This window comes from Pseudomonas rhodesiae (assembly GCF_007858255.1).
GTDB classification, from domain to species: Bacteria; Pseudomonadota; Gammaproteobacteria; order Pseudomonadales; family Pseudomonadaceae; genus Aquipseudomonas; species Aquipseudomonas rhodesiae.
On the sequence record NZ_VFEU01000025.1, the window covers coordinates 14,755 to 28,059 of the forward strand.

9 protein-coding genes are annotated in these 13,305 nt (G+C 52.7%); all 9 read right to left on the bottom strand.

Features of this window, described 5'->3' with window-relative positions; all coding sequences use genetic code 11:
- Positions 1 to 27 precede the first annotated feature (27 nt).
- The 9 genes from FIV35_RS24050 to FIV35_RS24090 all read right to left on the bottom strand — a co-directional run bounded on the left by FIV35_RS24050 (position 28) and on the right by FIV35_RS24090 (position 13,303).
- Entirely contained in the window at positions 28 to 7,293 is a 7,266-nt protein-coding gene (locus tag FIV35_RS24050) for an Ig-like domain-containing protein (RefSeq protein ID WP_170245416.1), read from the bottom strand.
- Between the two features lie 171 nt (positions 7,294 to 7,464).
- Positions 7,465 to 7,965 (bottom strand): type IV conjugative transfer system lipoprotein TraV, encoded by a 501-nt coding sequence (traV, locus tag FIV35_RS24055; protein ID WP_050483101.1) that lies wholly within the window; start codon positions 7,963 to 7,965, stop codon positions 7,465 to 7,467.
- A gap of 10 nt (positions 7,966 to 7,975) precedes the next feature.
- A complete protein-coding gene (locus FIV35_RS24060; protein ID WP_028621629.1) occupies positions 7,976 to 9,292 on the bottom strand; it encodes a TraB/VirB10 family protein in 1,317 nt (438 codons plus the stop codon).
- Between the two features lie 12 nt (positions 9,293 to 9,304).
- Positions 9,305 to 10,279: a type-F conjugative transfer system secretin TraK gene (locus tag FIV35_RS24065; RefSeq protein WP_231980895.1), complete on the bottom strand. Its 975-nt coding sequence runs from the start codon at positions 10,277 to 10,279 to the stop codon at positions 9,305 to 9,307.
- A 244-nt stretch (positions 10,280 to 10,523) separates the two neighbouring features.
- Positions 10,524 to 11,165 (bottom strand): TraE/TraK family type IV conjugative transfer system protein, encoded by a 642-nt coding sequence (locus FIV35_RS24070; protein ID WP_047296878.1) that lies wholly within the window; start codon positions 11,163 to 11,165, stop codon positions 10,524 to 10,526.
- On the bottom strand, positions 11,165 to 11,452 hold the full coding sequence (traL, locus tag FIV35_RS24075) for a type IV conjugative transfer system protein TraL (RefSeq protein ID WP_013100901.1): 288 nt from the start codon (positions 11,450 to 11,452) through the stop codon (positions 11,165 to 11,167). Before traL ends, FIV35_RS24070 begins: the two co-directional genes overlap by 1 nt.
- Positions 11,449 to 12,219: a DsbA family protein gene (locus FIV35_RS24080; protein WP_083377985.1), complete on the bottom strand. Its 771-nt coding sequence runs from the start codon at positions 12,217 to 12,219 to the stop codon at positions 11,449 to 11,451. The genes traL and FIV35_RS24080 overlap by 4 nt, the downstream gene beginning before the upstream one ends.
- Before the next feature lie 87 nt (positions 12,220 to 12,306).
- Positions 12,307 to 12,954, bottom strand: a complete 648-nt coding sequence (locus tag FIV35_RS24085) for a DUF4400 domain-containing protein (protein WP_083377984.1) — start codon at positions 12,952 to 12,954, stop codon at positions 12,307 to 12,309.
- Positions 12,947 to 13,303, bottom strand: coding sequence for a hypothetical protein (locus FIV35_RS24090; protein WP_013100898.1), 357 nt, complete (start codon positions 13,301 to 13,303; stop codon positions 12,947 to 12,949). The genes FIV35_RS24085 and FIV35_RS24090 overlap by 8 nt, the downstream gene beginning before the upstream one ends.
- Positions 13,304 to 13,305: the final 2 nt, after the last annotated feature.

The window sequence follows — 13,305 nt, forward strand, 5'->3', positions numbered from 1 at the left end:
GGGGAGGATGTCAAGCGGCCCTTCTCTTTACTTGTTGGAGACTGGAGGCGATTCCGCGCCGGAGTTATCGATACCTACAAGCGTAATTACCGGCTCGCCATCTGGATAACGCCACATTGGCACAGAGATGCTGTTTGAGCTGAGAGCCTGCTGCTCACCATTGATGAACCAAAGGTTTTTGGCCATGCGGCCATCTTCATCAGTACAAACGGCTTTTACCAGCCAGGAGGTTCGACCGACCACAAGCTCCAGCTTGCAGACCGGGGGCTTGTTCCTTGCCACCGAGATGTCAACCTGGCCTGTTGCTGTGTGCCCCATTGCGCTGGCGACATCCAGTTTCACCGTATACACGCCCTCCTCTTCAAGGGTCGCTCGCCCATAATCCCCTGAGCTTGATAGCGTCTCCCCGTTGAGACTGAACGTTTTGCTGAGTATCTGATCCTTGGGATGCCCGCCGGTGATTGATGGTCGGATCAGAACGCCCAGCGGGGCACGATTCGCGTCGTTATCCCCACTCCAGGACAATTTCACATCCCACGGAATAGGCTCCAAAAACTCCATCTCTGTTTCGGCATAGCTGTAGTTGCCCCGCGAGTCGGTGATATGAGCACCGAATGTGTAGATCCCCGGCTCAGTCAGTCGAACGATGCGACTGGTCTGGCTGGAGTCCTTGATCATTTCTAGGCCGGCGTAGGGTGGGATATCCCACTCGATGGTCAAGCCCTCGAACTCTCGGAACAAGCCAAGAGAGCGAGCCGTCATGGTCAAGTCTGCCGGCGCATACTTGGCTGAGTATTTGGTGTTGATCTTCCACTCAGGCCAGTCGTACGACCAGAAAATAAGACGGTGCTGAGTTAGGCCCAAACCGCCTCGATCCTCATACCCATTGATCCAAGATCGGACGCTGATGTAGCTCTCTTCTTTCTCCATGTCCTCCCGAGTTGGGGTGTACTTCACCTCAGTGGAGTCGACGACTGTGCCGTCAGGCAGGATGAACTCACCATCCATTGTCATATCCATTTTCGGGTACGGCATCATCAAGTTGGCGACCCAGGTAGCTTCCTTTCCTACCTCAGGACGGCGCGGCCCGATGATCTGGACACGAGGCGGCCGGACAGGTCTAAACGCAACGCCTGCGCGGAGGGTTTTGTAGACGCGCTTATCCTCTGGTGAGTCTGAGTATTTCAGCCTGGCCGTGAGGTACACACGATCAGCAGAGTTGCGGCTCAGCCGGTAGGAGCCCTCCCCAGCGGCCCAGGTTTTACCGCGATCCTCCGACCATTCCACAACCATTCCGGTCGTATCGAGCGCATTACCTTTGAGGTCAGTGAGCGTGAACGTACCGCTATCACCAATAAACACGTTTGCTGGGCCTTTAAGGCGGGCAACGGGCACGACATAGGCAATAACTTCAACGGTAGGGGTCATGGATTTCGCGCCGCTATGACGGTTCGTCAACTCTGCCCTCAGCAGATATGTACCCCGCTGAAAGACCATGCTGAGCCGTTGCGGCAGCTTCGCATTGGCCTCAACGTCCTCCCACGTCACGCCGCCGTCCTTGCTCATTTCCCAGCGCACGTCACCAAGGTCTCCTGACTGGTAGCGATCGTTGGTGACGGCGTAGAAGCTGCTGCGAAGAGGAGCTGGGCCGATAACCCGCAATGCCTGGATTGAACCATCGAGAGATTCGCCGTTGAGAACGGAGAGCACCATTGGCGAGCCCGACTCCCGAATCAGCTCGTATTCCGGCACAGGGGAGCGAACACGCGCTTCTGCAATGATGCGAACCGCTTTGTTCGTCAGCGATTGTAGATCGATCTCAAACTCAACCTCCCCGTTCTCGTCGATGGGCTCCCAGTTCGTCATCGGCTCATAATTCACTCCGGCAGTTGTCGAAAGCAGGCGAATATCCCAGTCGCCCATGCTGCTCAGCCGATATGCGTCCTCCATGTAGCGGGTGTCCTTGATGGCCACGCGGATTGGAAGGCTGACCGTATCCAGGACAGTTCTCTCGTCGTTGAGAATGACAGGGAGAATTTTGTCGTGAGGGACCGCCAGGAGTGACGCGGTTTTGGTCGACCTCATCTCTGGCAACGCGGTGTATCCAACGTCAACAGAGTATGGCGTTACGCTCCACAGGGGAGCCTCGGCCCCCTCGATGTAGCGCGTAAACCGCTGGGCACGACCGTAACTCGGAATCGTAGACCGTTCGATCACTGCATCCGCCCGATTGATCGCCACGTCCAAGGAAGCTGCGATTGCAGTCACTGATGCGCTACCAACATAGCCGCCGAGTTGTGAGACCGAATACAGCCCTTCTTTCACCAGGTTGCTTGCCGGCATATCGATTTCGATTGCCGGCGGCTCGATCACGTTTACGGTGTGCTCTCCGTAGCCAATATCGATTTCCTGACCACTCGGCGTAAACATGGATGCCTTCCAGGAGATGTTGTTCGCTCCAAGCAGGGTCATTGTTCCTTCCGCGAGTGGCGTAACTGTGTTGCGTTGCTGGGCCATGCCTTCTGGCATCTGCATCCAACGGATAAGGCACGATGGGCGGCTCGACCATTGCTGAGCCGTCTTTTTCGCAACGCCTTCGTTCGCCGTTGCATCACACACAGGGCCATCCGTGTGACGGAGCAACAAGGAAAGTTGCTGCACCTTCTGATAGGCCTCTGCCGGTGCTGGCTTCAGGCCAAAGCGGATCTGATCTGCAACCGGAAGGATCTTCAGGTCACGAGTGAAGCTCGCAACCTTGTGCTTCACGCCGCTAGGGTCAAACACATAGGCGGTAGCCTCGATAGTCTGGTTTCCCAAAGAACTCCCGCCGGCATCCATCATCAGGTTGGCCAAGGTACTAGCGTTGCGCCATTCATCGGGGGTTTTCGTCCAAGTGACGTAGCAAGCACGATCCTGAAGTGCATTTTTCGGCTTCGCGACAGCTTCGCTGGTCAAGATGCTGCATGCCCCATTGCTCGGGCTGAAGCTGATTTGAGCACGGCCGGACGCTTGCAGAATCTCCCATGCATCAGCCGTCAGTACGCCCTCCGGAGCCCATACGGTTACCGGCACGGAATAGACAGGGCCGGTCATATCGGCGCGACTGAGATAGACCAGCGCCTGGCCATCGACCCCAACATCCAGGCCACCTAAACGGGCCTCCAGCAGATCGGCAGTCATTTTAGTAGGTACCAGACGCATACCAGTGCCTTGAGAAAGCTCACGATGCTCCAGTGTCACCCCAACTTTCGAGTCAGGCGTGACGATGGCGATGATCTCGCCGCCGAGAGCCTGAATCACTTCCTGGTCGGGAATTCGGAGCGCATAGGCACCCAAACGGGTCGTCATTTGGTGCTTCACGGCCGGGATGCTCGGGGCCACCGAGGTAGGCTGAACTTCGCGGTCTTTGAACATATCCCAGGCCGGCAAAAGCTTCAGGACAACATCTTGATCGACATAGAGGCCATCCTGGTCAATGGCACGAATCTGTACTGAGGTTTCAGCCTGGCCATCGGTCTTATAGGTGATGCTCATTCCCTCCACCGTCACGTGGCCATGTGCTGGCTGTTTGACGACTTGCAAGGTGTGCGAGCCCCAGTTGTTCGGATCGATCACTTTCAGATCGGCCGTTCCACCGATTCCTGCATACATCTTCACTGTCGAAGGGGTGATACCCGTTGGTGCAAAATTAAACTGAGCAACAGTGACCTTCCCCTCTCCTTCAACACTGAGCCCTTCCTGATCCGTGGCGCTGAAAGTGAACGAATCTTCCCCATAGAAACCCGGATTAGGGGTGTACTCCATACGGCCATAGAACACACGGACAGTCCCGTGCGTCGGGTTCGTGAGGATCTTGAACGTATGGCTGTCCCAGAGATTGATGTCATGCACCTCAGGATCAACTTGGTCACTAACTTGCCCTTCACGGGCCTGAATGATTACTCCCGTCCAGGTAGGGGCGTAATTGAACTTCGCGACATTCACAACCGCGGTGGCTTCAGCCTTCATCCCAGACACGTCCTGCACGCGGTACCTGAACTCATCGGGGCCAACGTATCCAGTGTTCGGGGTGTAGGTGAACCCGGTAGGGGTCGCTACTACAGAGCCCTGGGACGGGCTCGACAGAACTGAATAGGTTTTCTTCTCCCACGCTGCCGGGAAGTCCTCTATGGGAGTTGCGTCCACCGATGAGCTTTCGTTGACGCTGACCGTCAGTTTCGTTGTTACAGGCGGCTCTATTACCTGAATGACCGATTGCCCCTCTTCGAGGGTGATCTTTTTCCCGGTGGTGTCGTAGACGCTAGCCGTCCAGCGGATCGGATGCTGCCCGGAACGGGTGAAAACACCGGTCAATTCAAGAGGATCAAGAGCTTTAATGCTGAGGTCTTTCGGGCTCACAGAGAACTCAATCAAGCACCTCAATGCACCGCCGCTCATACCTGCACTCTTTGCCGCTGCCTCATCACCAGTGATCAAACACGCCGGGCCAGAGCGCTGCGCCATCGTCAAGGAAACGTTTTCAAGAGCTCGTGTAACCGACCGTTCACTCAAGGACTGTTGGAACGATGATGAGCCAGTTGCTGGTTGGACTACAAATTCTTTTTCCTCTTGGTGAAGGAGTACCTTCTCTTTTCCTTGATTAAATATTGAAATCGAGTATTTGACTCTGTTCACACCAGGTTCCAAAGTACGGCCCTGTAAAACAGATGTAGAACGTCCATTTTTTTCATCCAAGACAACTTTAAGTCCACTCGGAACTTCTAACCACTCCAAGAAACACGCGGGACTAAGCAATGCATCTGATGCTCTTGCATAAACCTCAGAAGATGTAATTTTACAAATAGAAGAAGAAGGGACTTCAATTTTTACAAGGACATCAGTCATCGACTGCACAATTGGTCCAGCTGTTAGTGAAACAATTGGAGAGGGCATCCAGGTTTGAATATTGGCTGAAATAATTGGAGCATTCGGGGCCGAAGTAGATAGAATTAGATTGTTAGCTCCAGATGCACCCTCCGAACCTGATTTAACAGGGATACTAATTCTACCCTGAGTGTTGGAAAAGTTTATCTTACCAACAACGACAGTTGCCCCTGGCTCAATAAGTACACCGGACACCAACAAACTACCTACGGAATCTCCTCGCAACGAGGCTATCAAGTCATAAGTTCCGGCAACAACCGAGCCATCATTTAGAGTAAGGGGAGCACTATCGATAACATCAGTACCGTCATTTCGATTGAACACATGATTCACGGCTGGGATACGGACCACACCATCCGGATGTTTAATAATACCGACAGTTCGTGGTTTATAAGAAAAACTCTTACTCTGGTTTGCGACATTACCATATTTGTCTGAAGCGATGACTTCTAGGGAGTATGTCTCAGCCTCACTCTCCGAAGGAAAAATAATCGGATACTCCAGAAGATACTTGCCAGACGAGACAGCACGCCAGGCCAAGTCTATTGAAGTTGAGGTTGGCCCACCCTTGAGAGCTATCCTCTGTATAGCTGGTGCCGGGTCCACATCATCTGTAATGGTGATTAGTATCTCATCAAGACTTGCAATAACGGGCTTGGATGCAATGTTAATGGTAGGTGCATTACTATCTATGAACGTATTATCACTAATGAATGCGCTGCCGATATTGCCGTATGTATCCTGCGCCTCGACACCTACTCGGTAATAGCCATTTTGAATTTTTCCAAGCTTAAACCGAACCTGTTTTGTTTTATAGTCAAGGTCAATAATAGAAAAAGGAGGTACAATTGTCTTTTTCCCGCCAGCCTCAAGAGTCATTCTAAACTCTTGTGTATCCCACATATAATGCTGCCAATTGAGCATGCGATCGTCATCGACTACAGTCGCTACAACTTCACGCTTAGAAAAATCAACAACAATACCCGACACCTTTGGCGAATTGAAATCCCAATACGTATATAAATACCCGCCATAGTTTGCAAAGGTGCGGTCATCCTTAGATACGAAATATGGATAAGGAACATATCCACGACCAGTGGAGATGTTAATATTAGGATTCATTGTGCATTCAGTTTGCCCAGCAGGAATAGCACATGTCACACCATTGACGCCAGCTATTTGATTATACCCTCTAGGTTCAGTTGAAATCTTTACAAGCGAGACTGTAAATGGCTTCGACTCTCGTATTGTGTCGCTTTTCGTCCACTCTCTCCCTTGGATTTGATACGTAATTCCGGTTGGTACAGGACCGCCTTCAACCCCAGGGGCTAACGTAAAGATGAAATTGGAATAGTACTGAACGGTTGCCAGCCCTGCTTTGTTCTGAAGTACAAAATAGTTTGTAGAATTTTTTGGATACTCCAAATCGGTAGTGAAATATAAAAATTCAGCGTCCTGACTATTGTAGATACTGTCCCCCCACCCAAACAGTGTGCCATTGAAACTAGTATGATCAAGCTTCTTGCGGACATATCTAATCTTTACCGGATTTGAATAGACCGTCATCTTTGGCGTATATGCAATCCAGCTATTTGTCTTTAAGTCAAATACCTCTATACGCAAATATTCAGGAACCTTTCGGTCTATAGCTATGGGCAAACTTTTGTCGGTGTAGTTACCTGCTTTATCGAATACGCGAAAGCCCATGGTATAAATTTGTCTATCGTAAGGCGTTAAGCTACCGTTTGTGATTTCAGTAATCTTTGCAGTTGCACTGGCTGCTTCGATATTAACAAGGCTCTGAAACGTTCTTCGTACCCCGCCTGAGTCTATTGCGAAGAACTCAACTTTATCTATCCCCGGACTTTGATCAGCTAGCCCTGAAACTGTAACTGTGCCGCCGGCGTCTTCACCCCACGCTAGCGGTGCTAACACGCTAATGGGATAGTTGTAGCCACCATTAGTACGTACTATTTCCCCTCCGATAACTGGGGAGGTTACGTCGACCTGGAGATTGTAGCTGTCGCTTTGCAGGACGGCACTGCCGTCAGAATTCAAAATCTCAGCTATAAGAGTATAATTTCCAGACTTGGGAGCGGGCAGTTTTAAAACGGCACCGTAGTATGAAACGTTATTAACAATAATTTTGTCATTTGCACCCAACAAACCACTCTTAGTTTCTGCAACTACAGAGCCACTTGAGGTCAGTAGCCGGGCTTTCAGGGTTCGGTCTACACCTGCGCTTAAATAGACGCTTAAGTCACCTTTAGGGTTGATGAATATCTCTTTCGATGCAGATACTGTTCGTTGGCCGTTGGATGATAGGTATTCCACCTGTACCAATTCCGCCTTCGCTATGCTGGCGAGCATGAAAGTTATGAACATCATGCCCAATGAGCGTATCAACCTCATGCTGCTACTAAATTTTCTATGATTCATACTGATACCTATGAATTTGAATCAGTTGACTTTAACCATTTACTAATCTATTGGCACAAACCAAAACACCTTGCCGAGGCAAGGTGTTATTAGCAAAGAAACTCACTTTTTCTTGTCGGCTTCACTAGTGCTTATTACCGTCAAGGGACGGAGGGTTGGTGTCGCTTGTGGATTGCGAGCTCCAATTTCCCAGCGACGCGCTTCCACTTCGGTATAAATGAAGCCAGGAACATACAGATCGCCTTTCTCGTCCTCCCATGGATCAATTGCGATACGCATGACTACAGCCTGCGAGCGGATCGGAAGAGGATTTCTCGCTCTCATCGGCATTGGGGCGTTGTCCGATCCTTCTGCGATAAGCACGCGCGTTGCGCCGGTACCTGTTGATTTATCACTGCCGGCCTCAACGCCTTCTTGTTCTTGCTTCAGCTGGGTTTTGTAGTCATCACCCTCAGTTGCCGAATAAACATCTTTTGCGGACATGCAAGTAACGCCGCTCGGCATACCTTTACATGCATACTCACTTGAGCCTACGTTGAGAAGATTTGTGCAGCCAGTAGTCAATGCAGCAATTGCGCTTACAAGGATAATTTTCTTAATCATCACGATTTCCTTAATTGTTTACGTCATTGACTTTGAGAGTTGCTGCATTGAACTTAACGGTCATGCCTTTATTGACGATAAAATCAACATCACGCATTGCGTCGATTTCAATAACAGGGAAGATGCTTTCAGCCATCTCGAGATAGAAGTCGGCGACTCGCTCAAGAGCCGTCCCCGCCCCACTGAAGCCGGCCGACTGAAGTGCATTGCTATCGAATGCCTGCTCGTAAACAGGAGCAACGGTGTCGCCGTTATCTCCAGCGCGGGTGACGTTGATGGTCGGTACCTTTTGAACGTTGAAAGCACTCGCGACCCCCTGCATGAAGCCAGCCATAAGGCTTCTTGCAAGGATTTGGCCCTGCTTGCTGACCAAACGGCCACGGATGCCTGCCTTCCCATCCTCGCCCGTTGCGTATGCCTCCAGGCTGGACTCCAGCACCGAACCATCATTGCGTACGCACGACAGGCGCTCCGCTCGCAGATAGGCTCTTTCCGAGCTGAGGTCACCCCAGCCGCCGGCGATCAGGAAGCATTCGCGAAAATCAGCCCTGAAGCGGTTAGGAAGGATTGCTTCATTCTTGATGCGGATCAGGCTCGGGAAAGGGTCGCGTTGTGCCTGCTTTCCAGTTGGCGCGTCCATACCTGTGACCAAGACGCCAGACAGGATCGATCCAGCGGGCAGCGTCACAGATAGCTCCTCAGGCTTGTCGCTCTTTCCCTCGTCTTCCTTGCCCTTTATCACCCGGATCTTGGGCGTTTCCTTTTTCTCGCTTGATCGCGACTTAGGGTCTTCCGGTTGCTCAGGTGGCAGGTTCGAGTAAACGTCAGTCAGATCTGCCGGCGAGCTTGTTACTTTGTTGATGAATGCCGATTCGCGAGGGGGGATAGGGGAACGCGCCTGGTTGGCGGTGGTGCTGTCGGACGAGTTATCACCGCTCTCACCAGTGCCTTTCTTTTCCCGTCCAACCCGCGCCAGCTCCTGCTGAAGCAACTGGAGTTCTTGCTCCAGGCCGCTTACTTTTTCTTGCGTATTTTTGAGCTGAACGTCCTTTTCTTTCTGCCCCATCACGCGCTCAAGGCGGTTTTGCTGCGCCTGGAGCTGTCGCAGTTGGCTGGCGATCGAGTCCAAGCCCAACGCGCGGGGGTCTTCATCGGTGAGGATGGCCTCTACCTGAGGCTTTGCCGCTGCGCGTGCCTTGCGCTCGGGGCTCGCCGCGTTCATGGCGACGCCAACGATAGTACCCACGACCAGAACCGTCCCACCGATGGCAAGCATCAGCTTGCCTCTGGGCGTGAGTTTTTCGAGGAATTGCTGAATCGCTTTCACTGATGGTTCCCCTTACTGCAACAGGCTTGGACGAGTGGAGCTTTGCGGTACTTCGGTCGGAACCCGAGTGACGACAAACACTTCTGTTTTCTGGCCAGGTTCAAGCACCTCATCTGGCCATGCGCTTACAGCTGCTCGGTGAGGGTGCGTGCACGAGCCGTGATCGAACTCAACGGTTCTGGCCGACACGTTTTCGGCGGTGGCCACGAAGACTCTGAAGTCATGGCCCTCGATCAACTGCGACTTGCTGAAATCGAAGCTGAGGCTTGGCTGCGCACAGGCGGGGATCTTGTTGCCGCTGGTAAGCGCACCGAAGCTGTATCCACGCGGCAACTTGCCTAGCGCCATTTCGCGCATGAGGGAGCGAAGAGTGTCCATATACGGCTGAGAGCGTTCCCACTTCCGCGCCTGGCCGCTGTAGTTCGTCGACGAGGTTACGGGCATGCCGCTCGCCAGCCCTTGTACGTTTTTCGCCAGGATCAGGTTCGCCTGGATGGGAGGTACGCCCTGCGGCAGCAAAGTCAGGGATATTGCAACAGACTCATCGTCCTCAGGTGTGACGAACATGGTCACCGGCTTCTCATCCTGAGTCGTGACGTAGATGACGTTTCCGCTTGTCGAAATGTCAGCCTCACTGACGGTCTGGATATGAGGGTTATCGAACGGCGTAACCAGACGGTTGATTTGGCCTCTGCTGATCGGAATCAGAGTGTTTGTGCCGCTTGCAACGACCACATCCTGGCGAGACTCGATGGGCTGAACAGGAGTGGGCTTCTTCACAACGCTGGCCGGCACGCTGGGGTTTTCAACAGAGCCCGGAGTAATGGCAACCAGACGTGGTTTCTTTTCCCCCTGCGGCTCTTCCTGTCGCTCAGGACCGCTCTCTGGAGAAGGCGCAGGCTTGGCAACCACTTGAGGCTGCGTACTGGCAGCAACTGGCATGTTCATACCCGGTATCTGGATCTGCTCCTGGGCAATAGCAGGCATTACGGCAGCCATAGCCATTACGAGCGCAGCTGGCTTGAAGAAATGGAGGGAAACTGGAAGTGACATCGAGACGACCTCTGCTCTGAGTTGTCGTCAATTCTGGAGGGCATTCAGACGCTTGAGTCGCGTTTTCAAGCAGCTTTTGCGTCTGAAAACGGAGGGGAATTTTGCGTAGGCGTTGACTGGCGATACCAACGAAAAAGCCCATGCCAAAGACATTGGCATGGGCTTCTTTCGTCGCAGCTTAGCGCTCCTGATTCTTTCTCTTCTCGCGCTCCGCTTGTTTCTCCGCCTTGCTGTTCTCGCGATCAACCACATCCTGGGTTCGAGCATCGCCAGAGTTCGTACTAACCCAACTCAGGACAGGCTTGTAGTCTTTGATCATAAGCTCGAACTCATAGGTTCGATTGCTACGCTTTTTGTCGCCCGCCGGCCCTTCGCTCACGGAGCGGCCGGTAACGTAGAACTTGTTCTCGTTGAGGTTATCGCGGAGCACTTTCTGCGGCTCGAAGCTTAAGGTCACACGATCCTGGCGGATCTGATGAATCTGAGTATCGAGAACCTTCATCGTATCTTGATAGATCGACTTATCGAGGATAGGCCCCAGGGCATCTTTTACGACAGAGGCATTATGCGGGGTGACGTTGCCTAGCATCATCGCGATGTAAAGAGCCCATGCGTCGGCGTACTCCCCGGAACTTTGCGTTTTACTGACCCAGGCGGTCTCAGTCAGGGTAGGTGGTATCACGGTGACCACTTCATCCTTGTTGAGAGCAGAGCAAGACACCAGCAGATTGCTCAATACAAGGCCAGCAACGGCAATGCGCAAAAACTGATTTTCTCCGCGCATGCCATCGAACGAATTGCTAAGCGACTTAAAAAGCATCAGACGAACTCTCTCTCGTAGGAATTGGGCATGGATCGCACACTCTTCCGGCCAATGGCTCCCCAGTGCCAGTAAATGGCGTGAAGCAGATAGCCGTCAGGGCGGTTGTCGCAGAAGCGACGATAGAAGCGAGCGAGCAGGAGACCCACCACTGTGCAAAGAATCAGCTGTGCCAGAAGAACGCCTGCAACCAAACCGATCCCTATCGGCATGACCTCATCCAAACGCCAAAACATCACGTGTGGCGGCTGGTCGATGTATGCCGGAATTTTGATTGGCTCGCTCACTTGGCACCCCCTGCTTTGCTGAGACTGGCAATCGCTTTGAGGATGCCTTCATGACTAGCGTTAGCACCTTGGAGAACCATCGACATGCCTGTCTGGTTGTCCAGGAGCAGGGTTGAAGGGGTCTGTTGGATGCCCAGCTTTATGGCTTGATCAAGATCGCCAGTAACTCGCTCGATGGCCTGCTTCGAGTCTGTGCAGGCTGCAAAACGCTTCCCATCCAGGCCAAGCTCTGTCGCAAGAGAAACGAGTGATTCTGAAACCCCCTTGCCGTTGCCACCGGTTTTATCGAAAACCGTCTGGGTGTACTTCCAGGCAGCATCTGAGCCGCCTTGCTCACCAGCACACTCGATCGCCAGGGCTTGCCGGCGTGATGCCTCGCCAAGGGCGGGGACATGGAGAATCGCGGCATTGATTTGCCCCGCTGACGACTCGATAAGCGCTTTCAGCAGGGGGAAGTGATCGCGGCAGTAAGGACATTCCGTATCCGTCATCTCGACGAGCGTGTACCGAGCAGATGAAGAGCCATAGATCCAGTTGTCCGGAGCTGCGGGGATATCTTCTTCTGGAAGCTGTTTGAGGTTACCGATGATCTCTTGGATAGAGGCGGGGTCGACTGCTTGTGCTCTCGCAATAGTCAGCTCACCTTCGAGAGTATTGATCTGGCCTTCCAGCACGCTCACGGTGGAGAAATAGTGATAGGAACCAACAACCAAAGCGGTGGCAAGGGCTGTGATGGTGATAGCAAAGGGGATGGTTTTCGTTGCCATAAGGGTCAGCCTGTCGTGGTGTTAGGGGCATTCTGCGGACAAACGCCGCCTGAAAGTTCCGTTTTCAGGCGGTTTTATGGTCAGAATTCAAATGCGCTTTGGCAGGTTACTGATCAGCACGGACAGCACGACAGGCAGCATGATGACGATGAAGGTTGAGATAACGAGTGGCGGTAAAGGTAGAGGCATCAACACGCTGAGCACGATGAGCATTCCGCCCCATGACAGGACGATCGCGGCATTGTTATTCAAGAACGGTGATGAGTAGTCGAATCCATGCCGCTTGGCATTCCAGCGCATCCAGCCGGCGTAAATAGCCGGCACCAGAACCGCGACCAGCAGTGGCAACCAGTAAAGCGTTAAAACGATCCGGTAAACCATCTGGTAGATGATTTTCTGGACGGCCTCACCTCGGGACTCAAGATACCGAAACCACCAATCCACGTTTTTTTCGAAGGCATCCACGGTGCCGCCACGAGGCATCAGCATGTCGGAGACAATCTTTTTTGCCCCGGAGTCGATGACAAGTGCCGAGTAGTAGCGATTGGTTTTTTCCAGCACCTTCTCCATGTCCGAATCGCCAAGCAACTCAATGCCCCATTTCCGCTCTTTCAGCATCACCGTATCCACAAGCTTGTTCGGCGCAACAGTCGCCAGCATCAGGATCAGGACGAAGAAGAACGCTATAGAGGCCATAACGCCCTTTGGCCACTTCTCTTCAAGCATCTCAGCCATTGATCAGGAACTCCCGGATAGGTTGCGGGACATTTGTTGTTTCGCACCACAGGACGACATCATCCGGTGCAGGGGCGTTGCCGTAGCTCGTGAGGATCTGGAGGATGTGGCCGAGCACCACCCGGAGCCGAATAAAGTCGCTGATGCCCTCACGACACATACGCTGGTAAGCCACCAGCACATCAATCAGGGCAGCACCAATTACCTCGGGTTTATGGCCCGCCTCAAGCATCTTGAAGATGAATTGCGTGCCACAACGCCATTCCAGGTCAAACGTGCGCAGCCGAGTTGTTGAGGCCTCATCCAGGCCAGTGAGCCGCTGAATTTCTAGTGGAATCGAGACAGTCATTT

Excerpts from the sequence above, each read along its gene's own strand:
- FIV35_RS24085 (WP_083377984.1), bottom strand. The coding sequence starts at position 12,954 with ATGGCTGAGATGCTTGAAGAGAAGTGGCCAAAGGGCGTTATGGCCTCT.
- FIV35_RS24070 (WP_047296878.1), bottom strand. The coding sequence starts at position 11,165 with ATGCTTTTTAAGTCGCTTAGCAATTCGTTCGATGGCATGCGCGGAGAA.
- FIV35_RS24050 (WP_170245416.1), bottom strand. The coding sequence starts at position 7,293 with ATGCTCGCCAGCATAGCGAAGGCGGAATTGGTACAGGTGGAATACCTA.
- FIV35_RS24080 (WP_083377985.1), bottom strand. The coding sequence starts at position 12,219 with ATGGCAACGAAAACCATCCCCTTTGCTATCACCATCACAGCCCTTGCC.
- FIV35_RS24090 (WP_013100898.1), bottom strand. The coding sequence starts at position 13,303 with ATGACTGTCTCGATTCCACTAGAAATTCAGCGGCTCACTGGCCTGGAT.
- traV (WP_050483101.1), bottom strand. The coding sequence starts at position 7,965 with ATGATTAAGAAAATTATCCTTGTAAGCGCAATTGCTGCATTGACTACT.
- FIV35_RS24065 (WP_231980895.1), bottom strand. The coding sequence starts at position 10,279 with ATGCCTGCTATTGCCCAGGAGCAGATCCAGATACCGGGTATGAACATG.